Source organism: Actinoallomurus sp. NBC_01490, assembly GCF_036227085.1.
In the GTDB taxonomy this organism is placed as follows: domain Bacteria; phylum Actinomycetota; class Actinomycetes; order Streptosporangiales; family Streptosporangiaceae; genus Actinoallomurus; species Actinoallomurus oryzae.
Map to the genome: position 1 here is coordinate 9,013,829 of NZ_CP109433.1, position 25,617 is coordinate 9,039,445.

At 70.4% G+C, this 25,617-nt stretch carries 27 protein-coding genes and 1 tRNA gene; 12 read left to right on the forward strand and 16 right to left on the reverse strand.

Annotated features, from left to right (window positions below; translation table 11 throughout):
* Positions 1-7: 7 nt before the first annotated feature.
* A complete protein-coding gene (locus tag OG417_RS41605; RefSeq protein ID WP_329241107.1) occupies positions 8-811 on the reverse strand; it encodes a mechanosensitive ion channel domain-containing protein in 804 nt (267 codons plus the stop codon).
* Positions 812-1,105: 294 nt separating this feature from the next.
* Between OG417_RS41605 and recQ the strand changes: the two genes are divergently transcribed.
* From recQ to OG417_RS41640, 7 genes are all read left to right on the forward strand, one after another.
* Positions 1,106-2,944, forward strand: coding sequence for a DNA helicase RecQ (recQ, locus tag OG417_RS41610; protein WP_329241109.1), 1,839 nt, complete (start codon positions 1,106-1,108; stop codon positions 2,942-2,944).
* 70 nt (positions 2,945-3,014) lie between these two features.
* Positions 3,015-3,170, forward strand: coding sequence for a hypothetical protein (locus OG417_RS41615; RefSeq protein WP_329241112.1), 156 nt, complete (start codon positions 3,015-3,017; stop codon positions 3,168-3,170).
* A complete protein-coding gene (locus tag OG417_RS41620; RefSeq protein ID WP_329241115.1) occupies positions 3,167-3,292 on the forward strand; it encodes a hypothetical protein in 126 nt (41 codons plus the stop codon). Before OG417_RS41615 ends, OG417_RS41620 begins: the two co-directional genes overlap by 4 nt.
* A 264-nt stretch (positions 3,293-3,556) precedes the next feature.
* Positions 3,557-3,973 (forward strand): YciI family protein, encoded by a 417-nt coding sequence (locus tag OG417_RS41625; RefSeq protein ID WP_329241118.1) that lies wholly within the window; start codon positions 3,557-3,559, stop codon positions 3,971-3,973.
* Positions 3,966-5,204: an RNA polymerase sigma factor gene (locus tag OG417_RS41630; protein WP_329241121.1), complete on the forward strand. Its 1,239-nt coding sequence runs from the start codon at positions 3,966-3,968 to the stop codon at positions 5,202-5,204. Before OG417_RS41625 ends, OG417_RS41630 begins: the two co-directional genes overlap by 8 nt.
* A gap of 195 nt (positions 5,205-5,399) precedes the next feature.
* Complete coding sequence (locus OG417_RS41635) at positions 5,400-5,792, forward strand: SgcJ/EcaC family oxidoreductase (protein ID WP_329241124.1); 393 nt, start codon at positions 5,400-5,402, stop codon at positions 5,790-5,792.
* Positions 5,793-6,060: 268 nt separating this feature from the next.
* Positions 6,061-6,402: an alpha/beta hydrolase gene (locus tag OG417_RS41640; protein ID WP_329241127.1), complete on the forward strand. Its 342-nt coding sequence runs from the start codon at positions 6,061-6,063 to the stop codon at positions 6,400-6,402.
* Positions 6,403-6,456: 54 nt separating this feature from the next.
* On the opposite strand, the gene OG417_RS41645 is transcribed toward OG417_RS41640, so the two are convergent.
* Positions 6,457-7,119 carry a DNA-binding response regulator gene (locus tag OG417_RS41645; RefSeq protein ID WP_329241130.1) on the reverse strand — a complete coding sequence of 221 codons (663 nt, stop codon included), beginning with the start codon at positions 7,117-7,119 and terminating at the stop codon, positions 6,457-6,459.
* Positions 7,120-7,212: 93 nt separating this feature from the next.
* Here OG417_RS41645 and OG417_RS41650 point away from each other — a divergent pair, with 93 nt between their 5' ends.
* Positions 7,213-8,097, forward strand: a complete 885-nt coding sequence (locus tag OG417_RS41650) for an oxidoreductase (protein WP_329241132.1) — start codon at positions 7,213-7,215, stop codon at positions 8,095-8,097.
* A gap of 15 nt (positions 8,098-8,112) precedes the next feature.
* On the opposite strand, the gene OG417_RS41655 is transcribed toward OG417_RS41650, so the two are convergent.
* The 7 genes from OG417_RS41655 to OG417_RS41685 form a co-directional block, all read right to left on the reverse strand.
* Entirely contained in the window at positions 8,113-8,376 is a 264-nt protein-coding gene (locus OG417_RS41655; RefSeq protein WP_329241135.1) for a hypothetical protein, read from the reverse strand.
* Positions 8,377-8,542: 166 nt separating this feature from the next.
* Positions 8,543-9,538 carry a galactose-1-phosphate uridylyltransferase gene (galT, locus tag OG417_RS41660; protein ID WP_329241138.1) on the reverse strand — a complete coding sequence of 332 codons (996 nt, stop codon included), beginning with the start codon at positions 9,536-9,538 and terminating at the stop codon, positions 8,543-8,545.
* Positions 9,535-12,201 (reverse strand): glycoside hydrolase family 2 protein, encoded by a 2,667-nt coding sequence (locus OG417_RS41665; RefSeq protein ID WP_329241141.1) that lies wholly within the window; start codon positions 12,199-12,201, stop codon positions 9,535-9,537. Before OG417_RS41665 ends, galT begins: the two co-directional genes overlap by 4 nt.
* Before the next feature lie 22 nt (positions 12,202-12,223).
* On the reverse strand, positions 12,224-13,708 hold the full coding sequence (gene arfA, locus OG417_RS41670; RefSeq protein ID WP_329241145.1) for an arabinosylfuranosidase ArfA: 1,485 nt from the start codon (positions 13,706-13,708) through the stop codon (positions 12,224-12,226).
* Positions 13,705-14,514: a carbohydrate ABC transporter permease gene (locus tag OG417_RS41675; RefSeq protein WP_329241147.1), complete on the reverse strand. Its 810-nt coding sequence runs from the start codon at positions 14,512-14,514 to the stop codon at positions 13,705-13,707. Before OG417_RS41675 ends, arfA begins: the two co-directional genes overlap by 4 nt.
* Positions 14,514-15,422 (reverse strand): carbohydrate ABC transporter permease, encoded by a 909-nt coding sequence (locus OG417_RS41680; RefSeq protein WP_329241150.1) that lies wholly within the window; start codon positions 15,420-15,422, stop codon positions 14,514-14,516. Before OG417_RS41680 ends, OG417_RS41675 begins: the two co-directional genes overlap by 1 nt.
* Before the next feature lie 7 nt (positions 15,423-15,429).
* On the reverse strand, positions 15,430-16,701 hold the full coding sequence (locus OG417_RS41685) for an ABC transporter substrate-binding protein (RefSeq protein ID WP_329241152.1): 1,272 nt from the start codon (positions 16,699-16,701) through the stop codon (positions 15,430-15,432).
* A gap of 192 nt (positions 16,702-16,893) precedes the next feature.
* Between OG417_RS41685 and OG417_RS41690 the strand changes: the two genes are divergently transcribed.
* Entirely contained in the window at positions 16,894-17,943 is a 1,050-nt protein-coding gene (locus OG417_RS41690) for a LacI family DNA-binding transcriptional regulator (RefSeq protein ID WP_329241154.1), read from the forward strand.
* Here OG417_RS41690 and OG417_RS41695 read toward each other — a convergent pair.
* Positions 17,940-18,536, reverse strand: a complete 597-nt coding sequence (locus OG417_RS41695; protein WP_329241156.1) for a TetR/AcrR family transcriptional regulator — start codon at positions 18,534-18,536, stop codon at positions 17,940-17,942. The genes OG417_RS41690 and OG417_RS41695 overlap by 4 nt on opposite strands.
* A 91-nt stretch (positions 18,537-18,627) precedes the next feature.
* Here OG417_RS41695 and OG417_RS41700 point away from each other — a divergent pair, with 91 nt between their 5' ends.
* Both OG417_RS41700 and OG417_RS41705 read left to right on the forward strand, forming a co-directional pair.
* Positions 18,628-19,875, forward strand: coding sequence for an MFS transporter (locus OG417_RS41700; protein WP_329241159.1), 1,248 nt, complete (start codon positions 18,628-18,630; stop codon positions 19,873-19,875).
* Positions 19,856-20,785 (forward strand): alpha/beta fold hydrolase, encoded by a 930-nt coding sequence (locus OG417_RS41705; RefSeq protein WP_329241161.1) that lies wholly within the window; start codon positions 19,856-19,858, stop codon positions 20,783-20,785. Before OG417_RS41700 ends, OG417_RS41705 begins: the two co-directional genes overlap by 20 nt.
* 100 nt (positions 20,786-20,885) lie before the next feature.
* On the opposite strand, the gene OG417_RS41710 is transcribed toward OG417_RS41705, so the two are convergent.
* On the reverse strand, positions 20,886-21,416 hold the full coding sequence (locus tag OG417_RS41710; protein WP_329241164.1) for an rRNA adenine N-6-methyltransferase family protein: 531 nt from the start codon (positions 21,414-21,416) through the stop codon (positions 20,886-20,888).
* Between the two features lie 223 nt (positions 21,417-21,639).
* On the opposite strand from OG417_RS41710, the gene OG417_RS41715 reads away from it, so the two are divergent.
* Positions 21,640-22,197, forward strand: coding sequence for a hypothetical protein (locus OG417_RS41715; RefSeq protein WP_329241166.1), 558 nt, complete (start codon positions 21,640-21,642; stop codon positions 22,195-22,197).
* A gap of 206 nt (positions 22,198-22,403) precedes the next feature.
* Here the strand turns inward: OG417_RS41715 and OG417_RS41720 are convergent.
* The 5 genes from OG417_RS41720 to OG417_RS41740 form a co-directional block, all read right to left on the reverse strand.
* Positions 22,404-22,476: transfer RNA gene (locus OG417_RS41720), tRNA-Ala, on the reverse strand.
* Positions 22,477-22,545: 69 nt separating this feature from the next.
* The gene (locus OG417_RS41725; RefSeq protein WP_329241169.1) at positions 22,546-23,181 is read right to left on the reverse strand and encodes a histidine phosphatase family protein; all 636 of its coding nucleotides are present in this window, start codon (positions 23,179-23,181) and stop codon (positions 22,546-22,548) included.
* Between the two features lie 434 nt (positions 23,182-23,615).
* Positions 23,616-24,023, reverse strand: coding sequence for a ribosome silencing factor (gene rsfS, locus OG417_RS41730; RefSeq protein ID WP_329241172.1), 408 nt, complete (start codon positions 24,021-24,023; stop codon positions 23,616-23,618).
* A gap of 36 nt (positions 24,024-24,059) precedes the next feature.
* Positions 24,060-24,650, reverse strand: a complete 591-nt coding sequence (nadD, locus tag OG417_RS41735) for a nicotinate-nucleotide adenylyltransferase (RefSeq protein WP_329241176.1) — start codon at positions 24,648-24,650, stop codon at positions 24,060-24,062.
* Between the two features lie 63 nt (positions 24,651-24,713).
* The gene (locus OG417_RS41740) at positions 24,714-25,526 is read right to left on the reverse strand and encodes a hypothetical protein (protein ID WP_329241179.1); all 813 of its coding nucleotides are present in this window, start codon (positions 25,524-25,526) and stop codon (positions 24,714-24,716) included.
* Positions 25,527-25,617: the final 91 nt, after the last annotated feature.

Below are 25,617 nucleotides of genomic sequence, written 5' to 3' on the forward strand. Positions count from 1 at the left end.
GAGTGCCTCAACGCGGACCGGGCTCCTCGGGGGCGTCGCCGTCGTTCGTCCGGGCCGCGACGTGCACGGTCTGGGGTGTGGAGCCGGTCTGAGCCGGGTCGGCCTCGGCCGGCAGCGCCTGCGCCGTCGCCACCACGCCGGTGGCCGTCGCGGTGGCGGTCGGCGACGCCGTGGCGCGCGGGCCCACGGCGGCGGACAGCACCTGGGCGTTGGGCAGCCGGAACTCCCCGTTCGACGCCTCGATCCGCACGTACGTCAGGCCGATCTCCAGGACGGTGCCGTCGAACTCCCCGCCGAGCGGCCCGGACCACAGGTGCACGTCGTCGCCGACCATGAACGGCTTGGACAGCAGCAGGACGATGCCGGCGAACAGGTTCGCGAGCGTCTGCTGGGCCGCGATGCCGACGAGCACACCGGTCAGGGCGCCGCCGAGCACGAGCTGCCCGACGGGCAGGCTGAGCAGTTGCAGGGTGAGCACGAGGGTGGCGAGCCCGCAGATGAGCACGATCAGCAGCCGCACCATCGTCGCGTGCGTGGTGCCGATGCGCGGCAGCAGGATGTCGCGCGCCCGCCCGGAGAGCCCCAGCGTGGCGCCGAACCCGAACACGAAGAACGCCGCGGCGCAGCCCGCCGCGGCCAGTTCGAGGGGAAGGCTGCCGTGCACGTCTCGCGAGTGCTGCCGGGCGAGGATCGACCCGATCATGGCGAGCGCGGCCAGGAGCAGCGCGAAGATCGACCGCCATGGCCGTGCGCGGTTCCGTACCTTGGCCACCTGTTCCACCAACTGGTCGACCATCTGCGTCTGGTTCACCCGCGAACTCCTCCACGCGGTCGAGGCATTCCGCCACTCCGGCCCCAACCGTATCGGCGGTGCGGCGAGCCTCTGCCGCGCGGTCCGCGCCCGCGCGTGGTACGTGCGGGGCCATTGTCGTACGGATCCCTACGGTTGTCTCCCACCCGTCGGCCCGGCCCGTGGCCGCCCGCTCCGTACGCCGATGGGAGGACCTCACCGGGACACGGCCGAGGGCATCACCGGGGGCGCGGAGTTATCCACAACCCGCCCCTTCGACCCACGGGCGACCCGGGCGCCTTCTAAAGTGGCCGCATGACCGCCCCGGCTCTCGATCTTCACGACAGCGACGCCTCGCAGGTGCTGCGACGGGTCTTCGGCTACGACGAGTTCCGCGAGGGGCAGCGCGAGATCATCGAGCACCTCGTGGCCGGGGGCGACGCCCTCGTGCTGATGCCGACGGGCGGCGGCAAGTCCCTGTGCTACCAGATCCCCGCCCTCGTACGGCGCGGCACCGGCGTGGTCATCTCCCCGCTCATCGCGCTCATGCAGGACCAGGTCGACGCGCTGCGCGCCCTCGGCGTGCGGGCCGACTTCCTCAACTCCTCGCTCGACTACGACCAGCAGCGCGTGGTGGAGGCGACGTTCCGCGCCGGAGAGCTCGACCTGCTCTACCTCGCGCCGGAGCGGCTGCGGCTGGAGTCGACGCAGAAGATGCTCGACGGCGGCGACATCGCGCTGTTCGCGATCGACGAGGCGCACTGCGTGTCCCAGTGGGGCCACGACTTCCGGCCCGACTACCTCGCGCTGTCCGCCCTGCACGAGCGCTGGCCCGACGTGCCGCGGATCGCTCTCACCGCGACCGCCACCCCGGCCACCCACCAGGAGATCGCCACCCGCCTGCGGCTGGAAGACGCCCGTCACTTCGTGGCGAGCTTCGACCGGCCCAACATCCAATACCGCATCACGCCGAAGAACGACCCGAGGCGCCAGCTCCTGGAGCTGCTGCGCACCGAGCACGCCGGCGACGCGGGCATCGTCTACTGCCTGTCGCGCAGCTCCGTAGAGAAGATCGCCGAGTTCCTGATGGCGAACGGCATCACCGCGCTCCCCTACCACGCGGGCCTCGACGCCGGCACCCGCGCGGCCAACCAGGCACGGTTCCTGCGCGAGGACGGCGTCGTGATCGTGGCGACGATCGCGTTCGGCATGGGCATCGACAAGCCGGACGTGCGTTTCGTCGCCCACCTCGACCTGCCCAAGTCCGTCGAGGGCTACTACCAGGAGACCGGTCGCGCCGGGCGTGACGGGCTACCGTCGACGGCCTGGCTCGCGTACGGCCTGCAGGACGTCGTCCAGCTCCGCAAGCTGATCGACCAATCCGACGGGGACGACGCGCACCGCCGCAGGCAGAGTCGTCACCTGGACTCCATGCTGGCCCTGTGCGAGACGGTGGAGTGCCGGCGGGTCCAGCTGCTCGCCTACTTCGGCCAGGAGGGCAAGCCGTGCGGCAACTGCGACACGTGCCTGACGCCGCCCGAGTCCTGGGACGGCACGATCGCCGCCCAGAAGGTGCTGTCGGCGGTGTACCGGCTCGATCGTGAGCGACGGCAGCGGTTCGGAGCGGGCCACGTCATCGACATCCTCATGGGCAAGAAGACGCCCAAGGTGATCCAGTTCGACCACGACGCGCTGACCGTGTTCGGCGTCGGCGCCGACCTGTCGGCGAACGAATGGCGCGGCGTCGTCCGGCAACTGCTGGCCCGCGGCCTGCTGGCCGTCGAGGCGAACCACGGCACGCTGGCGCTCACCGAGGCGAGCGCCTCGGTGCTACGCCGCGAACGCGAGGTCCCGATGCGCCGCGAGCCCGAACGCGCCGCGAAGGCGAAACTCGCCAAGGCCGCGAAGTCCACCACCGCCCCCGCCGAGCTGCCGGAGGAGGCCGCGGCCCTCTTCGAGAAACTCCGCACCTGGCGCGCGGCCAGCGCGAAAGAACAGGGCGTCCCGCCGTACGTCGTGTTCCACGACAAAACCCTCCGCGAGATCGCCACCGTACGCCCGTCCTCCCTGGAGGAGCTGAGCACGGTCAACGGCGTCGGCGAGAGCAAGCTGGCAAAGTACGGCCGGCAGATCCTCGACACTCTGGCCGAGTAGCCGACACGTGCCCCTCGGCGGCTGTCAGGTCTCATCGCCGGCCGCCTCGCACACGCGGACGGAGAACGCGATGCGGCCGCAGAGCCGGCACTCGGAGCCTCAGCGTTGGCAGCGGCTGGTCGGCACGTGGCCGACCGAGGCCACTCATCCGGCGCTCCGCGACACCGTCGTGACCGGACAGCCCACGTTCGAGTGGCTCGAGGTCCGGCCGCTTCTCACCGAATGAACGAGCCGCTGCCGCGGGAACTCGTGCCCGCGGTGATCGGTGTCCTCGTCCGGCGCGGGGCCGGCTTCGCATCGGGCGGGGACGCCGTGCAGGAATCTTTGATCCGGGCGCTGGAAACCTGACCGGCCGATCAGCCACGCGATCCGAAGCCGCGGGACTGCTCGCACTCATGCTGCTCCACCACGCAACGGCCCGGCAGGCCGCCTGGTGCCACTCGAAGAACAGGACCCCCGCGCGCCCGAACGCGACCACCTCACTCGAGGAACCGCACGGGTACGGCGACTACTGCGACCATGAGCGAGTTCGGCCAACGTGTCCGAATCCCGCGTCGTGCTGCGTCGTACTACTGAAGACACCGTTACGGCGGCGATGACCGAGGAGAGCCGATGCCGGAATACATGCTGTTGCTGTATGCCCCTGAGACTGAGAAGCCGGAGGACCGGTGGGCGGACATGTCGTTGTGGTCGGAGGTGACGGAGAGCCTCCGGAAGGCCGGGCTGCTCATCGCGAACAACCCGTTGCATCCGGTGACGAGCGCGACCACCGTTCGAGTGCGCGGTGGCGAGACGGAGCTCACTGACGGACCCTTTGCGATCACCAAGGAGGTCCTCGCCGGCTACTACGTGCTGAACTGCGCCGACCTCGACGAGGCATTGCACCATGCGGCGCGGCTGCCCACGGCGCGCCATGGCTCGGTCGAAGTCCGGCCGATCATGAACACGAGTGAGATTCCGGCCCCCGGACCAGATGCCGGCCCGGTGGATGTGAACGGCCGGAGCCGGGCGGAGAACGACGATGGTTGACCAGGCCGCCGCCGCGGCCGTACACGTGTTCCGCGACGAGCGAGCGGCCGTTCTGGCGACGCTGATCAGATACGTCGGCGACTTCCAGGTCGCCGAGGACGCCGTGCAGGACGCGTTCGAGGCCGCGCTCGCGACCTGGCGGCGCGACGGTATCCCGAACAACCCGGGAGCGTGGATCACGGTCACGGCCCGGCGCCGCGCGATCGATCGGCTACGCCGCGACCAGTCGATCTCCGATCGCGCCGAGCGACTGGCCGCGCTGCTTCGCCTGAACCAACAGGAGCCCCCGGGAATGGGTGAAGAGAGCGCGATCTCCGACGACCGGCTGCGATTGATCTTCACCTGCTGCCATCCGGCGCTGGACATGCCGGCCCGCGTCGCGCTGACGCTGCGCACGCTCGGCGGCCTGACCACCGGTGAGATCGCACGTGCGTTCCTGGTCGCGGAACCGACGATGGGCAAACGCATCGTCCGCGCCAAGCGCAAGATCGCTGATGCCCACATTCCCTACCGAGTGCCCGCAAGCCGGGAACTCCCCGACCGCCTACGCGGCGTGCTCAGCGTCGTGTACCTGATCTTCAACGAAGGCTACTCCGCCGGCGAGGGAGATCGCCTCGTACGGGCGGAGCTGTGCGACGAGGCCATCCGCCTCGGCCGCCTCGTATGCGAGTTGATGCCCGACGACGCCGAAGCCCGGGGACTCCTGGCGTTGATGCTTCTCAACGACGCCCGTCGCGCCGCCCGCGTCGACGGGCACGGGCGCTACGCCGCGCTGCAGCACCAGGACCGGTCCAGGTGGGACTGGGACCGAATCCACGAAGGACTCCGCGCGCTCCAACGTGCGGTGCGATTGGAGCGCCCCGGTCGGTACCAGCTCCAGGCGGCGATCGCCGCCTCGCACATCCAGGCGCCCGAGAACTGGGGGCGGCTCGCGGAGCTGTACGGAGCGCTCACCCGGCTCGACTCCTCACCGGTGGTCGCGCTCAATCACGCGGCCGCGGTCGGGTTCGCCTTCGGGGCGAGAGCCGGCCTGGACCTGCTCGAGCCGTTGCTGAGCGATGCGGCGCTCGCTCGCTACCAGCCGTTGCATGCCACGCACGCCGAACTGCTGAGTCGCACCGGTGACCCGACGGGCGCGGTACGCGCCTACGAGCGGGCGATCGTGCTCTCCACGAACGCCGTGGAGCGCGCCGAACTCGAGCGACGACTGGAGACGCTGAGAGTCGGCTGAGGCCCGCGGCCGGCGCACGACTCGCACGTCAGGAAACCGTCCAAACCGGCATGCGTGCCGCGTCGGTTCATTGGGGCCGCCGGATGGCGGCCCAGCGATTCTTGCCGGAGGGACGAGATGAATTCGGGTCTTCAAGGACAGGCGGCAGCGGTCACGACTGCCGACGTCTCATTGGTTGAAGCTGCGGAGCGTGCCGTGGTCGCGGTGTTCGACGGAACATCCAGGGCGTGGGCGGACGGCGACGCGAACGCGTTCACCCAGTGGTACACGGAGGACGCGACGGTGATCCTGCCCGGGTTCTACCTGCGGAACCAGGCCGAGGTCCGGGCCGACATGGGGACGGCGTTCGCCGGGCCGCTGAAGGACTCGAAGCGCATCCATGCGGTGCAGAGCGTCCGGTTTCTCGGTGAGGACGCGGCGGTCGTGGTCACTAGGAGCGTCACGACGTTTCCGGGCGAGGCCGAGGCTCCGGCCGAGCGGTGGGAGTTGGCGACGTGGGCACTCTCCAGGAATGACGGCCGGTGGCTGATCGAGGCCTACCACAGTTGTCCCGCTCCGGCGGATCCCGAGGAAGCTCAGTGGACCTGAGTACGTGGAGGAGAAGACCACGATGGCGAGCAAGCAGTCAGAAGCTGTCAGGGACTACTGGCGCAGCGGTACGGAGGCGGCCAGGGCGAATCCGGATCAGACTCCTGCGGAGAGTGGGAAAGGGTCGAGAAGTACTGGCCGGCTCTGACGGGCGAGCCTGGTGGCGTGGACTATCTGGAGATCGAGGTGGCCGGCCTTCCCGCGCTGTGGGCGGTCCCGAAGGGAGCCGCCGAGGATCGGGTGATCTTCAGCGTGCACGGCGGCGGCGGTGTCACGCGAGACGGAGGCGTTCTTCTCCAAAGAGGTCGTGGCGGCGTTGGCGTCCCTCTACCTGGCGGATACCGACCCGAAAGATCCGCTGGCCAGCCCGCTGTACGCCGACCTGAGCAGCCTCCCTCCGACCTACATTCAGGTGGGCGGCGACGAGACGCTGCTCGGTGAGAGCCTCCAGTTCGAGGAGAACGCCCGTAAGGCCGGTGTAGACGTCCAGGCAGAGGTCTTCCCCGGGCAACTGCACACCTTCCAGATGGCCGCCGGATACTCGCCCGAGTCCGACGACGCCATCCAAAGGCTGGCTGGATGGGTCCGGGTCAAGCTCGGCCTGGCCTAGGCCGGAGGGCCCACTCCAGGAAGACCGGCCCGGAGGCCGGGATCCACACCGGGTTCACGGGCTCAGACCCAGCTCGCCCGCGCGGAGGCCGGCCTGGAAGCGGGAGTCCGAGTCCAGGGCGCGCAACAGTTCGGCCACCCGGCGGCGGTAGGTGCGTAGCGAGATGCCCATGCGCCGGGCGGCGACCTCGTCGGTCAGGCCTGCGCCGAGGGTTCGCAGGATCGCCTGGCCGTCCGGGCCGATCATCGGCAGCTCCAGCCGGTCGGCCAGGGGCACGGCCGCCTCCCAGGTGGCGTCGAACAGCCCGTGCACCGGGTCGATCAGCCCGGGTGACGTCGTCACGGTGAACTCCCGGTCGCCGTGCGTCCGCGGGCCGGCCAGGATCATCACCCGGCGGTCGATGATGATGGTCTCGTGCGGGAGGCCGGACTCGCAGATGCGCACCTGGGCGCCGACGGCCGCGACCTGGAGCAGTTGCTCGCGCTGTTCGGCGTCGGCCAGCGCGGCCGAGGTGTAGAGCTTGCGCACGGTGAGGTCGCGATCCTGGACGGCCGGCCGCATCCGGGTGACGATGGCGGCCCGCGTCGAGGGCCGAGACCAGGTGTCCATGTCCGTCGCGGCGCACAGGAACTCCTTGTTCACCCCGGTGAACAGATGCCCGGCACGCGTGGCGAGGTCCTCCTCGCCGCGGACGGTGATGACCTGGTCGTTCGGCATGGCCCCAGTCTGACGGCGGCCGGGAGCGCGGGGCAATGGCAGTTTGCTGTCAGCGAATGGCCTCCGTCCGGATTCCGCAGCAGGGTGAATCACATGACGACGAACATCACGGCCGCCGCGAGCGGCGAGTTCACCCTGGGCGGCGACCGGCCGGTGCGCCGGATGGGCTTCGGCGCCATGCGCCTTCCTCTCGGCACGTTCGGCGGCCCGCCGCGCGACCCGGAGACCGGTATCGCCGTGCTGCGCCGCGCGGTCGAGCTGGGCGTGAACCACATCGACACGGCCGGCTTCTACGCGTGGGACGGCATCGAGGCCAACGACCTGATCCGCCGGGCGCTGTCCCCGTACGCCGACGACCTCGTGGTCGCCACCAAGGTCGGGCCGCTGCGCGGTCCCGACGGCCTGCCGTCCGGCCAGGCCGGGCCGGAACGGCTCCGCGAGCTGGTCGAGGAGGACCTGCGCGCGCTGGGCCTGGACCGGTTCGACCTGGTGTACCTGCGGATCGGCGGCATGTCGCGGGATCCGGAGGAGTCGCTCGGCGAGCGGTTCGCCGTACTCGCCGAGCTGCGGGAGGAGGGCCTGATCCGGCATCTGGGGATCAGCAACGTGGGCGCCGAGCAGCTCGCGGAGGCGCGGTCCATCGCCCCGGTCGCGGCGGTGCAGAACCACTTCCACGTGCACCACGCCGACGACCTCGAGCTGCTCCACCAGTGCGAGGAACTGGGCGTGGCGTACGTGCCGTACTTCCCGCTCGGCGGAGGCGACCGTCCCCTGGACGCCGAACGCCTGGCGAAGGTCGCCGCCCGACACGACGCCACCGCGGCCCAGGTCGCGCTGGCCTGGCTGCTCGCGCTCTCCCCGGTGATGCTCGCCATCCCCGGGACCGGCTCACCCGCGCATCTGGAGGAGAACATCGCCGCCTCCGGTCTCACCCTGACCGAAGAGGACCTGGCCGATCTCGCGGCGCAGCAGGTCTGAGCGGCGGTCACCGCCTCAGTCCCGGCACGATCGCACGATCGTGCCGGGCAGCAGGTCCTCCTTCGTCAAGCCCCGGAACAGCAGTGCGAGCCGGTCGGTGCCGGCGCCGGTGAGCTCGACCCAGACGTCGTCCACCCGCACGATCCCCGCGTCGGTGTGCAGGCAGACGGTGTCGCCACTGGTGACCTGGCCGGAGACGAGCGTCCCCACGGCAACGGTCCCACGCCCGGCTATCCCGAACACCCGCTCAACGACGAAATGAAAGTCATGCGTAGACATGACCCCATAATTCCCGCGCGCCCACCGCACCAGAGTGCGACGGTTCCTGCGAGCGGCACCCTCACCCGGGCCTGGCATGGTGAGCGGCACCCTCACCCGGGCCTGGCACGGTGAGCGGCACCCTCACCCGGGCCTGGCACGGTGAGGGGCACCCTCACAGGGCGCGTTAGGCGGCGGTTTCGGTCCGGTCGGCGCCCTCGCGGGCTTCGCGCAATGCCGCGGCGGTGCGTTCTGGTGGCAGGTCGGTGACGTAGGCGCCTGCGGCGAGTTCGCTGCCGGCCAGGTACTTGCGCTTCGTCGCGGTCCGGTATGGCGGTGACAACTCCAGGTGGAGGTGAGTGAGGTCGCCGTGGCCGCCGGTCGCGGGCTCCTGGTGCACCGCCATGACGTACGGCATGGAGAAGCCGAACAGGCCGTCGTAGGCGACCAGCACCCGCTTGAGCACGTGTGCCAGGTCGTCGCGTTCCGGCGCGGTAAGCGAGGGCAGGGCCGGCGCGTGGCGGCGGGCGCTGATGTACACCTGGTACGGGAACCGCGCCCAGAACGGCACGTACGCCGCGAACGCGTCACCACAGACGACGAGCCGTTCGCTCGTCTCCTCGCGTATCACCAGGTCGCACCACACGCACGAGCCGTGCTCGGCCCGGTACCGCCGGGCGGCGGCGATCTCCTGCGCCGGGATCGGCGGGATGTCCGGGTAGCCGTAGATCTGGCCGTGCGGATGGTTGAGGGTGACACCGATCTCCTCGCCCTTGTTCTCGAACGGGAAGACGTAACCGATCTCGGGGCGCCGGCCGAGCACGGTCGTCCGGTCGGCCCAGACGTCCACGAGGGCGCGCAGCCGGGCGACCGGCAGCTCGGCCAGCGTGGCGTCGTGGTCGCCGGTGAACACCACGACCTCCGCCCGGCCCAGGGCGGGCGCGACCGGGGTCAGCGCGTCACCGGCCACCGACGGCTCCGGCGGGTCGGCGGTGAACGACGGGAACCGGTTGTCGAAGGTGACCAGGTCGTACGAGGCGGCCGGGATCTCGGTCGGTGGCCCGCCGGGCGCGGTCGGGCACAGCGGGCACTGGTCGGCGGGCGGGAGGAACGTGCGGTTCTGCCGATGGGTGGCGAAGGTGACCCACTCGCCACGGGTCGGGTCGTATCTCCGCTCCGTCATGAGACCTCCTTCGTCGCGTAGTAGGTGATGGCACGGCCGTCGGCGAGCCGGTCGTGTTCGGCCCGCAGCCCGTGTACGGGCTCGACGAGATGGCGCAGCAGGTCCGCGAGCACCGCCCTGGCCATCGGGTCGCCCTCCCGCACGGCCGCGAGCAGCGGAAACTGGCAGACGAGCAGCCGGCCCGGCCCGACATGCGTCTCCCCGACGACCGCGCCGGCGATCTCGTCCGGGAACGGTTTCCACATCCCGGCGATCAGGTGTTCGGGGAAGGGACCGTCGCCGAGCCGGGTCCACACCGCGTCCGGCACGATCGTCATCGGCTCGGTGGACAGGACGGTGGCCGGCGGAAGCGCCGGTACGGCCAGTTCTCCGGTCGTGAACAGGAACGGCGTCGATCCCCAGGCGGTGGCCACCTCGGTCAGCTCGGCGGGGACGGGCAGGTGCCGCGCCCGGTCCGCGTCCTGGGCCAGCACGAGAACCGGCCGCCCGGCCGACAGGGACTCCGCGACCAGGGCGCCGCTGCCGGCGTCCAACGCGCCCTCCGCGACGACGAGCGGTGCCGCGCCGTCCGTGACGATCTCCGCACCGGCCAGGCCGTCGGCGTCACCGGCGAGCCGGACCGCCACCCGCGCGGGTTCGGCCGACACCACGTGCAGCGGATAGCGGTTGACCGCGGTGACGCCGTCCCCGGTCAGCCGCACGGTCAGCTCGTGCGTCCCGGTCACCTCCGGCGCCGGCACACGGACCGTCGCCACCTCCGACGCGGTGTGGGCGGGCAGGTCCACCGGCCCGTACCGGACCGTGCGGCCGCGCAGGCCGGCCTCGATCGTCACCCCGGTCAGCGCCGGCCCGTCGTTGGCCACGGACACCGGCAGCTCCACCGCCTCACCCGTGGCCACCGTCCAGGAGGTCCGTGCGACGATCGGAAGCACGTCCGCGCAGGCCAGGGTGAGCTCGGCGAGGGCGGCGGGCTTGGCCTCCCGCTCCAGGCTCCACAGGCCGTTGAACTCGTGCGGCACGTCGGTCAGCTCGGTGACGCACCAGCCCGCGATGCCGTCCTGGCGGCGGAACAACTCGATCTGCAGCCGGTCGGCGAGCCCCTGGTACCGCTGGGTGCCCTCGACGAACGCCGCGACCGTACGCGGCCAGGGCGTCCGCTCGATCGCCGCCCCGAGCGCGTCGCCGTACCACCAGAACGGCGCGTTCTCGCGCGGCTCCAGCGACGGCAGCCCCCAGTCGCCGAACTCGCTCATCAGGAACGGGCGCGGCGAGGCCGCCCACGGGGCGGTCTTGGCCGCCAGCTCGCTCAGGTACGCCGTCGACAGCCGCCCGTACCAGTGCGCGGTCAGGATCGGGCTGGCGAACACCCGGTCGGGGTCGGGGTCGACCCAGTCGTTCTCGATCACCGGCCGCGTGGGGTCGGCCGCCGTGACCGCCGCGTACATGCGCCGCGCGAACCCCTCGTATCCCTCGCTCGCGCGTGAGGGCCCGTGTTCGAGGCCGAGTTCGTTCATCGCCGACCAGAGCACGACGCTCGGGTGGTTCCGGTCGCGGCGGACCTGCTCGGTGGCCGCCGCGGCGCAGCGGTCGGCGACCTCGCCGGCCGCGCCGAGTTCGGCGTGGGCGATCGGCTCGGCGACCGGGATGTCGCAGTGCACCAGCATGCCCAGCTCGTCGCACACGTCGAGGTAGACCGGGTCGAACGCCTTGATGTGCAGCCGCAGCGTGTTCAGGCCGAGGCGCTTGGCCGCGGCGACCTCGGCCACGATCGCGTCGCGGCCGGGCTCGGCGTACAGGGTGCCGGCGTAGAAGCCCTGGACCAGCGCGCTGCGCATCCGGTACGGCGCGCCGTTCAGCAGGAGCCGGTCGCCCGCCACGGCGATCGTCCGCAGTCCGAACCGCGTCGTGCGCGTGTCGCTGACCTCCTCGCCGACGGCGACCGTGACCTCCGCCTCGTGCAGCACCGGCGACTCGGGCGACCAGCGCGCCGCTCCCGACGCACCGAAGGCGAGGGCCGCGCGGCCGTGCCCGCCCGGCGGCAGCAGGACCTCCGCCTCCCGCACGTCGCCGGGCACGCCGGCGCGTACGCGTGCGGTCACGGTGTCCGCCGACCGGTTGGACAGCTCGACCGCGACGGCCAGGTCCGCCGGGTCGCCGTTCACGAACACGTCGTCGATGGCGACCGGTCCGTGGCGGCGCAGGGTGACCGGCTGCCAGATGCCGCCGTAGGTCAGGTAGAGGCTGGGCGGGCTGGGGAAGGCGTGGTTGGCCCAGCCCTGCTTGCCGTGCGCGGTACGCGGGTGCTCCGGGTCGTCCAGGGCGTGGTCGGTGACGCGGACGGCGAGGACGTTCTCCCCGGCGACCAGCGCGCCGCCGGGATCGATCTCGAACGGCGTGAACGCGCCGACGTGGCCGCCCAGGGCGACGCCGTTGAGGTACACCTCGGCGACGTCCATGACCGCGCCGAACCGCAGCGTCCACCGCCCGTACGGGTCCGGGCAGTCGAACGCGCGCCGGTACCACACCACCCCATCGAGGGCCGGATCGACCTCGGCCTCCCAGAGCCCGGGCACGGTGACGGGCCGCGACGGGGCGTCGGCCAGCCCGGCGATCCCCGGGTCGCCGACGATGAGGTCCCAGGTGCCGTCCAGGGTGAGATGCATCGTTTTCCTTCGGAAGGTGGGCTCAGACGGTGAGCCGGATGACGTTCCAGGACACCGGCGGCAGCTCCACGAGCAGCGGCTCCCCGGCCCGCACCGGGACCTCGCCGCGCCGGGGCGTCACCCGGCCGGGCTCGGCCGCGGTGTTGGCCGCGCCCGTGTCCGGGTCGGAGAGGGCGATCCGCTCGGCGCCGCGCACGCCCGGCAGGGCGCGCAGGTCGAGGGTGAGGCCGACGGACTCCTCCACGTCGCGGTTGACGGCGAAGACCGTGACGCCGTCGTCGTCGTGGGTCGCCACCGCGTCCACCAGCGGCACGTCGCCGTACTTGGCGGTCTCGACCCGCGGCGCGTCCAGCACGACCCGCAGCGCGTCGCCCTTCGCGTACGCCGCCGCGTGCGCGAACGGATGGAAGATGGTCTGCCGCCAGGAGGGGCCGCCCGGCTCGGTGCGGATCGGCGCGAGGAGGTTCGCGAGCTGCGCCTGGCAGGCGACGCCGACCCGGTCGGCGTGCTTGAGCAGCGAGATCAGCAGGTTCCCGACCACGACGGCGTCGGCGACGTTGAACAGGTCCTCGCTCATCCGGGGCGCCCGCTCCCAGGTGCCGCCCTCGAAGGAGTCGGTGTACCAGACGTTCCACTCGTCGAAGGAGAGCTGGATCCGCTTGGACTTGTGCAGCTTGGCCCGTACGTGGTCGGCGGTGGCGATGACGCCCTCGATGAAGGCGTCCATGTCCACCGCCGAGGCGAGGAAGCTGGGCAGGTCGCCGTCCTGGCCGTAGTAGGCGTGCAGGGAGACGTAGTCGGCCTCGTCGTAGCAGTGCTCGAGGACCGTCGCCTCCCAGCTCCCGAACGTCGGCATGTGCCCGTTCGAGCTGCCGCAGGCGACCAGCTCGATCGACGGGTCGACGAGCTTCATCGCCTTGCCGGTCTCCTGGGCGAGCCGGCCGTACTCTGTCGCGGTCTTGTGCCCGATCTGCCACGGCCCGTCCATCTCGTTGCCGAGACACCACAGGCCGATGCCGTACGGCTCGGCCCGGCCGTTCTTCGCCCGGCGGTCCGACAGGGCGGTGCCGCCGGGATGGTTGCAGTACTCCAGCAGGTCGACGGCCTCCTGGACGCCGCGGGTGCCGAGGTTGACCGCCATCATCGGCTCGACGCCCGCGCGGCCGGCCCACGTCATGAACTCGTGCAGCCCGAACTCGTTGGTCTCCAGCGACTGCCACGCGAGGTCCAGGCGGGCCGGGCGTTCCTCGACCGGCCCGACGCCGTCCTCCCAGCGGTAGCCGGAGACGAAGTTGCCGCCCGGGTAGCGGACGACGGTGACGCCCATCTCCCGGGTGAGCGCAAGGACGTCCTCGCGCATGCCGTCGGCGTCGGCGGCCGGGTGGCCGGGCTCGTAGATGCCGGTGTACACGCAGCGCCCCATGTGCTCGACGAACGAGCCGAACAGGCGCGGCCGCACCGGCCCGACGCGGAACGCGGGGTCGAGGATGAGAGTCGCGGTCTTCATTTCAGTCCCGTCGTGGCGATGCCTTGGATGAACTTGCGCTGCACGAAGAGGAACGCGATCACGATCGGCACGGTGGTGAGCGTCGCTCCGGCCATCACCACGCCGTACTGCGACACGTGCTGTCCCATGAACAGGGCCAGCCCCGCGGGCAGGGTCTCCATCTTCGTGCTCGTGGTGAAGATCAGCGGCCACAGCAGGTCGTTCCAGTTGAACATGAAGTCGAACAGGGCGATCGTCAGCAGGGCCGGTTTGGACAGGGGAAGGATGATCCGGGCGTAGATCCGCCAGTCGCCGGCCCCGTCGATACGGGCCGCCTCATCGAGCGAGCGCGGGATGCCGAGGAAGAACTGGCGCAGGAAGAAGATCCCGAAGGCGTTCGTGGCACGAGGGATGATCAAGCCCGGGAAGGTGTTCATCAGACCGAGCTTGGCCACGATCTGGTAGATCGGGATCAGCGTCACCTGATACGGGATCATCAGGAAGAGGATGACCGCGACGAACAGCGCGCGCTTGCCGGGGAAGTCCAGCCGGGCCAGCGCGAACGCGGTCATCGAGTTGAACACCAGCGAGCACACGGTCACGCCGCCCGCGAAGATGACCGAGTTGAGGAACTGGCGTGCGAACGGGATCTGCCGGGTCACCTCCCGGTAGTTCTGCGTGGTGAAGTGCTCGGGCAACAGTTGTGCGGGGTTGCCGGTGATGTCCGCCTCGGGCTTGACGGAGGCGAAGACCATCCACACGACCGGCAGCAGGATCACGGCCACGGCCACCACGAGACCGGCGTAGAGGCCGATACGACGGGCCATCAGTACTTCACCTGCCGCCGGCCGAAGTAGAAGTTCTGCACGAGGCTGATCACGAAGACCAGGAGCACGAGCACCCACGCGACCGCCGAGGCGTATCCGAACTCGAAGTCCTTGAAGCCCGTGCGGTAGACGAGGTACACCAGCGTCTCGGTCTTGAAGAACGGGCCGCCGTGCGTCATCACGAAGATCTGGTCGAACGCCTGGAGCGAGGCGATCGCCGCGATGACGAACACGAACAGCGTCGTGTTGGACAGCAGCGGCCAGGTGATGTGGCGGAACCGCGCCCACGGCCCGGCACCGTCGATCGCCGCGGCCTCGTAGAAGTCGTTCGGGATCGTGCTGAGGCCCGCCAGGTACATCACCATGTAGAACCCGGCGTTCTTCCAGACCCCGACGAACATCACGTACGCCATCGCCCAGCTCGGGTCGTTCACGCCGTTGCCGAGCGACAGGCCGACGTGCTGGAGCCAGCGGGGCAGCACGCCGATGTTGGGGTCGAGCACGAAGTCCCACGCGATGCCCATGACGCCGAACGACAGCACGGCCGGCAGGAAGATCGCGGCGCGGAAGAACGACCGGCCGCGGAGGCGACGGTGCAGCATCAGCGCGAACACCAGCGCCAGCCCGACCGCGATCGGGGTGACGACCGCCGCGTACACCAGCGTGTTGACCAGGTCGCCGCGGAACGTGGCGTCCGCGAACAGTTTCCGGTAGTTGCTCAGCCCGACGAACGTGGGCGGGGCGAACTGGGAGGCGTCGTAGAAGGAGGTGCGCAGCGACCAGACCATCGGCCAGGCGAGGAAGACGCCGAGGATGATGACGGACGGGGCGATGAAACCGTACGCGCTGAGGCTGCGCCGGGCGCGCAGCGTGAGGCCGCCGCGCGCCCGGACACCGGATCGACGCATGGACCGGTCAGCTCCCCGACAGCAGGGTCCGGAGCTGCCCCGCACTCTGTTTCAGCACCGTCGCCGGATCGCCCTGGCCGTTCAGGATCTTCTCGAACCCCGGGTCGATGACCTCGCTCTGCATCTGCGCGAACTTGGTCTGGCCGGGCAGGAACGGCACGGCCTTCGGCGCGTACTTGGCGAACACCGCGACGTTGGGGTTCTTCAGGTCCGACGCGCCGATGTCGGTACGGGTGGGCGGGAATCCGGTGGTGTTGGCGAAGTAGATCTGGGAGTCGCGGGAGTTCCAGTACGAGAAGAACTCCTCGGCCGCCTTCTTCTTCGCGCCGGTCGCGCGGCTACCGAGCGAGAACTGCACGCTGTCGCTGAGCGTCGTCTGCGCGGCCGGTCCGGCGGGCACCATCGCGAGGCCGTAGTCGATCTTCGACTGTTCCAGCGAGGACGTCAGCCAGGGACCGTTGATCTCCATCGCCGCGTCACCGGACTGCATGAGCTTGTCGGCGTCCGCGCCGGACGTGCCCACCGGCATGACGTGGTTCGTGCGGACCAGGTTCGTCCACGTGGTCATGGCCTGGATCGACTGGGGGCCGTCCAGGGTGACGGTCTTGCCGTCGTCGGCGATGACGCCGCCGCCCTGACCGGCCAGCAGGATCGGGATGCCCTCGACCGTCTCGTGCGTGCCCATGGTCAGCCCGTACTGCGCCGGCTTGCCGCCCGGCCCCTTGCCCTTGGTGAGCTTCTTCAGGTCGGCGATCCACTCGTCCCAGTTCGCCGGCGGCGCCGCGATGCCGGCCTGCTTGAACAGCTTCTTGTTGTAGTAGAGGAGGAGCGGGGTGAAGTTGGCCGGCAGACCGTACTGCTTGCCGGCGTACCGACCCGCCTGCAGCGCGCCGGGCACGATCTTCGACTTGTCGAGGCCGGTGGAGAAGGCGTCGTCGAGCGGCTGGAAGACGCGCTTGGCGGCGTACTGCGCCACCTGGTTGGAACTCATCGCGGTCATGTCGGGACCCTTGCCGGCGCCGTAGGCGGGCAGCAGCTTCTGGTAGAAGACGTCCCACGGCATGATCTGCATGTTCAGGTGGATCTTCGGGTGCGACCTGTTGAACTCGTCGACCAGATGCTCGACGCCGGGCCGGTCGCCTCCGGTGAAGCCGTTCCAGAACGACAACGTGACGGTGCCACCGCTCTTGTCGCCCGACGAGCCGGACCCACCGCACGCGGCGGCGGCGCCGAGCGTCGCCAGCGCGGCGAACACGGTGAGCTTCCTGCGTAGGTCCACGGCGTCTCCTCCCTCATCGGCACCGATGAGCCGGCCCGTTTTCTCGTCACCGGGCCGGAGTTATCGGGACCATACTCGGGAAGGTAAACGATGTACACCCTTCACCTCGAAGTAGTTCACATCGCCCATCGTGAGAATTCCATCGATGTAGTAATCGATATACTCTCGTCCGGCGACAAGAGGGGGTCGGGGATGACCAGCACGTCCGCGCAGCCAGGACGCCGCTCGGCGAGCATGAAGGACGTGGCCGCCCGTGCCGGAGTGTCGGTCAAGACCGTCTCGAACGTCATCAACGGCGCGCACGTCGGTGCCGCGACCCGCGAGCGCGTCCAGCGCGCCATCGCCGACCTCGGCTACCGGCCCAACATCAGCGCCCGCAACCTGCGCCGCGGCCGTACGGGCATCCTGGCCCTCGCCGTCTCCGAGGTCGACGTCCCGTACTTCGCCGAACTGGCCCGGCTCATCGTCGACACCGCCGAGGAGCACGGCTACACGATCCTGATCGACCAGACCGGCGGCGATCCGAAACGCGAGCAGTACGTCATCGACGGCATGGGCGCCCGGCTGGTCGACGGCATCGTCTTCAGCCCGGTCGCCATGGACCACCTCGACATCGCCCGCCGCGTGGACACGACACCGCTGGTGCTGCTCGGCGAACGGGTATCGGCCGGCACCGCCGACCACGTCGCGATCGACAATGTCTCCGCCGCCCGCACCGCCACCGCGCACCTGGCGGGTCAGGGCCGTCGCCGCATCGCCGCGATCGGCACGCAGCCGTCGTACGAGCAGAGCACGTCGAGCATGCGCGAGAGCGGCTACCGCGCCGCGCTGAAGGACGCCGGGCTGCCGGTGGAGGAGTCGCTGATCGTGTCCGCCCGGCAGTACCACCGCCGCGACGGCGCGGAGGCGGCGGCGTACCTGACCGAGCTGGAGAACCCACCGGACGCTTTGTTCTGCTTCAACGACACACTGGCCCTGGGCGCGATGCGGACGCTGTACGACCGCGGCTACCGCATCCCCGAGGACGTCGCGGTGGTGGGCTTCGACGACATCGATGACGGCCGGTACAACGTGCCGAGCCTGACGACCATCAGCCCGGACAAGGCCGGCATCGCCCGCTCGGCCCTGCGCCTGCTGCTGGACCGCATCGCCGCCGTCGACTCCCCGCCCCGCGAGGTGACCGTGAGCCACGAGCTCCGCGTCCGCGAGAGCTCAGGCGCGGGCCCCCGACGACACCGCTAGGCCTCGCCCCGCACGCCCAACGCCTGTGCGAGCGCGTCAATGGTCACGTCCACTATGGCCCGGAGCTGTGCCGGGCTCGCCCCGGCTCTGCTCATGACGGCGAGAGACTGGTTCACGGCCGCCGCGTGTACGGCGAAGGCCTCGGCGTCCTGGTCGGCCATTCGGCCGGCCTTCAGCGCGGCACGCAGGCGCAGGCGCTGGAAGCCGAGCGCCTCCTTGGCGTGCGCCGCGACGGCCGGGCTCAGCACCGGGATCGCCATGGCCGACTGGGCGATCAGGCATCCATCGGGCAGTTCGGAATCGGCGATGCGCTCGAGGGTGACGTCGAAGAACGCGCGGACGGCCGCAAGGGGCTCGGAGGCCGCACACGACAGGGCGGCGTCGTACTTGTCGCCGTAGCGCGCGGCGTAGCGATCCAGGCAGCGCAGGAACAGCGTGTCCTTGTCGCCGAGCGAGGAGTAGATCGAGCTGCGGTTCAGCCCGGTCGCCCGGGACAGGTCGTCTACCGAGGTGTCGGCGTAGCCGGCGCGCCAGAACTGGATCATCGCGGCGTCGAGCGCCGCGTCCATGTCGAACTGCTTCTTGCCTGCCACGTGGCACTTCCTTGCCGGTGTGTCGGTGTTCCGGATGCTGCCCATCATCCCATCTTGAACTGATCGGTTCAAGATGTGTTAGCCTTCGGGCATGATCGTGACCAGGTGTCCCCCGCAAACCGAGACGGCGCGGCAGACGCACCACGCGACCCCGGCCGCCGCCGTCGTCTTCATCTACGCCGTCGTCATGGCCGGCGGGAACCTGACCGTCCCGCTCTACGACCTGTGGGCGTCGCAGTTCGGCTTCGGGCCCGTCACCACCGCCCTCGTCTTCATCGCCTACGTGATAGGAGTCGCCGGCACGCTGCTCGTGGCCGGCTCGCTGTCCGACGCGATCGGGCGCCGTCCCGTCCTCGCGCTGGCGCTCGCGCTCGCAGCGCTCAGCACCCTCGGATTCGCGCTCGCCGGCGGCCTGACCGTCCTGCTGATCTCACGGGTCCTCAGCGGCACGGCGACCGGCCTCATCACCGCGGCGGCGACCTCCTCGATCGCGGAAATCGTGCCCGGCCGCAAGGCCGCATCCGTGCTGGCCGCCGCCGCCAACGTCGGCGGCCTGAGTCTCGGCACCATCGCCGCGGGCCTGCTCGCGCAGTTCGTCCCGGCACCGACCCGCACCGTGTTCTGGTGCTACCTGGTCGTCTGCGCCGTGGCGGGCATTGCCTGGCAGAAAGTCCCCGAGACTTCAGGTCGAAGGACCCGCTGGCAGCCGCGGATTCGCCGGCCGGCACTTCCTCGCGGCGCGGGCCGCGCCCGCTCGTTTCTCGCCGGCGGCGTGCTCGCCGCCGCCGCCTTCGGCGTGAACGGCTTCTTCTCGTCTCTGGCCCCGGCGTTCCTCCGTGACGACCTGGGCATATCGAACCGGGCCGTCATCGGCGCGGGCATCGGAACCCTGTTCATCAGCGCACTGCTGGCTCAGGTCATCGCACCGCCGGCCATCCTGCGGCGTAGCACCGGGACAGCCCTGCTGGCCATCGGGATGATCGTCATCGAGGCGGCGCTCTGGATCCACTCCGCGCCCGTCTTCATCGTCGGCACCGTCTTCGCCGGGGCGGCTGTGGGGACTTTGTTCCGCCACGGCCTCGGCGTCACGGACGCACTGTGCGATCCCGGCAACCGGGCTGAGCTCAGCGCGACGTACTTCCTGTTCATCTATTCCGGGCTCGCCGTCCCCGTCCTGCTGCTGGGCCTCATCGATCAGGCCGCCGGGACCCGGATTTCGAGCACCACGCTGGCCGCCCTCGTCATCTGCGTCGCCCTCGCGGGCCTGGCCCTCGGGCGAACCGCCCGGCCGGCACGCCCCAACACCGATGGAGGATCCCATGACCGTCTCCGAAAGTAACCCCGTCCGCGACCTGCCCCTGCACGACCTGCCCCTGCACGACCTGGCCGGATTCACCCACCGCTGGGTCGACGCGGACGGCGTCCGCCTTCACGCCGTCGAAGGCGGCCGGCCGACCGGCCCGGCCGTCGTCCTGCTCGCCGGGTTCCCGCAAACCTGGTGGGCTTGGCGAAAGGTCATGCCCAGCCTCGCCGGCCGGTTCCGCGTCATCGCGATCGACCTGCCGGGCCAGGGCCACTCCGAGCGCCCGGAGCTCAGCTACGACACCCACACGGTCGCCGCCCACGTCCACGCCGCCGTAAGGGCGCTCGGAGTGCCCGCCTACTGGCTGGCCGCCCACGACATCGGCGCCTGGGTCGCCTTCTCCCTCGCCCTCGACTACGCGAGCGAACTGCGCGGGGTCGCCCTGCTCGACGCCGGCATCCCCGGCATCACCCTGCCGGAAACGATTCCCACCGACCCGGCCCGGGCGTGGAAGACCTGGCATTTCGCGTTCCACCTCGTGCCCGACCTGCCCGAGACCCTGCTCGCCGGCCGCGAACGGGAGTACGTCGGCTGGTTCCTGAAGGTGAAGGCCCTCGCTCCCGGCACGTTCGACGACGCCGACCTCGACCACTACGCGGCGGCCCTCGCCGCCGAGGGCGGCCTCCGCGCCTCCCTCGCCTACTACCGAGACGCCGCCGAGTCGGCGCGCAAGAACCACCAGGCGCTCAACCGGCAGCACCTGACCGTGCCCATCCTCGGAATATCCAGCAGCCACGGCTCCATCCCGGACATGGCAGCCTCCATCAGCCCATGGGCCGACAACACCACCGGAGTCGTCGTGCCCGACGCCGGGCACTTCATCCCCGATGAGCAGCCCGAAGCCGTCGCTGCCGCCATAGCCGGCTTCATCGCCGGCGGCGACTGACGCCGCTCAGACCCGCCCGGCTGCGCAAGAACCACTGTCGAGGCCATTGCCGCCATCGGTGAATGGCCACGACCCCTCGACCGCGCTTCTTGAACACGGCCTAACGCCGGCGGCGTACGACGAGGACGGACGAGTCGACCTTCGGCGGAGGGCGGAAGGCGTGGCGTGGCAGCGCGCGGCCGGCGCGGACGTCCCAGCGGCCCGGCCGCGAACGGCCCTCGGTGTAACGCCGGACCACCGCCCGTTGGAGGACCAGGTCGGCGGCGACCAGCCGCGACCGCGGCGCGAGCAGAAGCCGCAGCAGCTCACTGGAGATCGCGTACGGCGGGCTGGCGACCACGCGGAAGGGCCGGCGCGGCAGCCGCACGGCCAGCGCGTCGGTCTCGACGACCGTCACGTCCGCGCCGTCGAACCGCTCGCGCAGCCGCTCGGCCCGGCCGGGATGCGCCTCGACGGCGACGACCCGGGCCCCGGCGGCGACCAGATGAGTGGTCAGCGCGCCACGGCCGGCGCCGATGTCGAGCACGAGCTGCCCCGGGCGTACGCGTGCGTCCTCGACGACGCGCCGGGCCCACTCGTCAACGAGCGGATGCCAGCCCCACGCCCGCCGCGACCGCCCGGAGGCGACCACGGCGCACCATGTTCATGAAGCACGTCATGCGCTCACCGTAGGAGCCCCCAGCCCGTCCCGGCAATCGAATTAGACCGCGATCGCCAGCCGCAGGTAGTGATCTTCGCCGCCGCCGGTAAAAAGACCCCGGTGCGGGTCACGGTCATGATGATCTCGCGGGGAGACCTTCTGCGGACGCCGGCCACGGCGTCCGGCAGGTCGAACTCGACGGGGGAAACAGAAGATGATCAAATCCATCCGACGAAACGCCGTGACCGCCGGCACGGTGATCGCGATCGGCGGCACCGTCGTCGTCATGCCGTACGGGCCCGCGGAGGCGTCGAGCTTCTCGGCCACCTACACCTGCAGCGTCCCGGTGCTGGGATCCCGGTCGGTCACCATCGACGGGCGGCTGACCGCCTCGCCCGAGCGCGCGACGCCGGGCCGGCCGGTCCGCTTCCAGCTGCACATCTCCCGGCTGAACCTGCGCACGCCGGTCGCGATCGACTCGTGGACCGCGGTCGCCGAGATCGACGTCACCGGCGCGCAGTCGACGTCGTTCCGCATGACGGGGACCGGTGGCCCGGTGACGCCACGCCAGCCGATCAGCGGTGACCTGTTCGGCTCCTGGACGCCGCGAGCGCACGGCACGGACCACTTCCGCGGCGCCAACGTGGCCCTCACCGCAAAGGTCGCCCGCGTCGGCCGGCTCACGGCCGGATGCACACCGACCAAGCCCCGCCCGCTAATGGAGACGGTAACGGTCACATCACCGTCCGCACGCCAGAACACCGACCTCTGACCCTCGCTCCCGCCGGGCCCGTACGAAGCTCACGGGTCCGGCGATCCCCATAAAACAAAAAAGCCCCTCCTCCGACCGAACCGGAAGGGGGCGTGGGGGCGCAAGCCCCCACATCGGGGGGAATGGGGGGTCGCCCCCCCAAAAAAATAGCGGCCCACCGCGAAACCGCCCCCCGAAGGGGGCGGTGAGCACGATGAGCCAGCCCGTGGAGCTATGGGGATTCGAACCCCAGACCTCCTCCATGCCATGGAGGCGCGCTACCAACTGCGCCATAGCCCCTCGCGTCTTTCAGGTCTCCCTGCGACGCCCCGTCAGTGTATCGGACCTGACGGCCATACCTGTAATCGATCAGCCGTCACTCGCGGCGCGGTCGTCGCTCAGGACGGGTTCCGGCAGCGTACCGGCGTTGTGCTCGACCAGACGCCAGCCGAGCCGGCCCTCCTCCAGCACCGACCAGGAGCAGTTCGACAGGCCTCCGAAGCGGGCCCAGAGCTCCTCAGGGAAGCCGAGCCAGTGCAGCATGCCGATGCGGACCGCCGCGCCGTGGGAGACCACGACGAGCAGGCCGTCGTCGGGGATGCGGGCCAGCGCGCGTTCGAGGGCGGCGCTGAAGCGCTTGGCCACCTGCTCGGTGGTCTCGCCGCCCGGCGGCTGCCAGATCGCGTGTTCGCTCGGATAGCGGGTGCGGATCTCGTGGTTGGTCAGGCCCTCCCAGGCTCCGCCGCCGCGTTCGATCAGGTCCGGGTCGTGGGTGACCGGCAGGCCGGTGACCTCGCTCAGCGCACCGGCGGTGGCGCTGGCCCGCTGCAGCGGGGACGAGACGATCACGGTCGGGCGGAGGGCGGCGAGGAGCCGGGCGGAGCGGGCCGCCTGCTGGACGCCGGTCTCGTCCAGGGGGATGTCGGTCGTGCCCTGGAAGCGGCGTTCGACGTTCCAGGTCGTCTGACCGTGCCGCCACAGCACGATCTTGCGCGACTCGCTCATGGGCCCTCCTTCGTCGGGGGAGTGACCAGGCGCGCGTGTTCTTCGATTCGCTCGCTCCGCTCGCTCATGAGCCCTCCTTCGTCGGAGGAGAGACCAGGCGCGCGTGTTCTTCGATTCGCTCGCTCCGCTCGCTCATGAGCCCTCCTTCGTCGGAGGAGAGACCAGGCGCGCGTGTTCTTCGATTCGCTCGCTCCGCTCGCTCATGAGCCCTCCTTCGTCGGAGGAGAGACCAGGCGCGCGTGTTCTTCGATTCGCTCGCTCCGCTCGCTCATGAGCCCTCCTTCGTCGGAGGAGAGACCAGGCGCGCGTGTTCTTTGATTCGCTCGCTCCGCTCGCTCATGAGCCCTCCCGCGAAGGCGCTCCGCAGGCGCCGCGCTTCCCCGCGTGCGACGCGGTGAGCCGCCCGCCTTCGTCGTCCGGCAGGATCTCGGGGCTCACCGGCCCTCACCCGCGCGTACACGCTGTGTCGCGTGGGCGTTCACGTCCTCGGGCAGGGCCATCTCCGGGCAGTCCTTCCACAGGCGCTCGAGCGCGTAGTAGACGCGGTCCTCTTCGTGCTGGATGTGCACGATGATGTCGGAGTAGTCGAGAAGCACCCAGCGGCCCTCACGCTCGCCCTCGCGACGGACCGGCTTGGCGTCGGCGTCCTCACGCAGACGCCTCTCGACCTCGTCGACGATCGAGCGCACCTGGCGGTCGTTGGCGGCCGAGCAGAGAAGGAAGGCGTCCGTGATGACGAGCTGCTCGCTCACGTCATAGGCGATGATGTTCTCGGCCAGCTTCTCCGCCGCGGCCTCGGCGGCGATCTGGACCAGCTGGTTGGCCCTGTCGGATGCGGTCACGATGCTGTCGTGTTCCTCCCTGCGGGGGCTTCGTCGTCAGTCGCCACGATAAAGCCCTCGTTTATTGATGTACTGCACGATTCCGTCTGGCACCAGGTACCACACGGGCTCACCGGCGCGTACGCGTTCGCGGCACTCCGTCGATGAGATCGCCAGAGCGGGTACCTCGACGAGACTCACCCCGCCCCCGGGGAGCCCGGGGTCGGTGAGGTTGTGGCCGGGACGCGTACAGCCTATGAAATGCGCGAGGTTGAAGAGCTCATCCGCGTCACGCCAGGACAAGATCTCGGCCAGAGCGTCGGCGCCGGTTATGAAGAACAACTCGACGTCCGGCCCGTGTATTTCGCGCATCTCCCGCAACGTGTCGATGGTGTAGGTCTTCCCTGGCCGGTCGATGTCGACGCGGCTGACCGAGAACCTGGGGTTGGACGCGGTGGCGATGACCGTCATCAGGTAGCGGTCCTCGGCCGGGGACGTCTTGCGCCCCTCCTTCATCCACGGCTGGCCGGTCGGCACGAAGACCACCTCGTCCAGCGCGAACAGGTGCGCCACCTCGCTCGCGGCCACGAGGTGCCCGTGGTGGATGGGATCGAAGGTGCCGCCCATGACCCCGAGTCGACGTTTCATGGCGCGACCCTAACCATCGACACCGACGTCCGATTCGCACGCCCCCTCGATTCGCCGCAAGACTCAGCGCTCGGCGGCGTTGCGCAGTTCGAGCGCGACGCCGGCCAGGGACGCGACGCTGCCGCTCCCCGATCGGAACATCATGCCCACGGTCGAGGCGTCCGCCCAGGCGCAGGCCGCCATCGGCCCGCTCTCGTCCCTGCCCGCCCCGCAGCGGAGCACACCGCCGAACGGCCCGGCCGCGTAGTCCTTCGCTCCGCCCTTCAGCCCCACGCCCTCGAACACCCAGTCGACCTGCTCCGACGGCGAGCCGGAGCGCAACTGCTCCGCCGCCGCCGGGCCGTCCTTCGCCGAGAGCCCGATGAAGACGATGGGAGGCTCGGTGCTTCCGCGCTTCTCGTATATGGCGGTCTTCGCCTGCGCGAACGCGCCGCCCTGCGGCGCCATCTCCTGGCGCAGGTCCTTCTCGATCCGCTGCGCGTCGCTTCCGGTCATCCGCCGGTAGTGGCCGAACGATTCGGGGAGAACGATCGCGTGCACCTCGTGTGTGGCGCCCGGAGAGCCGACGTCGTCCGTGTCCCCGGCAGGAGAGTAGGCCTTCTCGAGCAGCACGGACATGCCGGCGAGCACGACGGCGGCCACGATGACGAGCCCGATGACCAGTCCACGGCGATTCTTCCTCGGCGGTCGCGGACCCGGCCCGTACGGCCACGGACCCGGCGCGCCGTACGACCCGGGCGGCGCGCCGTCGGCGTACGTTCCCTCGTGGCTCTCCGGGCCGCGCGGCGCGCCGCTCTGCACCGACAGGTCCTCATCGGGCCGGGGCTCGCCGTCCGGCGGCACGAACCCCGGTCTGTCGTCCTGCCCATCGTTCACGGACCCGCACCCCCGCACTCCCCCTGAATGGTGGATGAATTATCCCTAATGGACGCCTCGATGTCGCTAGAAAACCGTTTGTTGAAGTCTG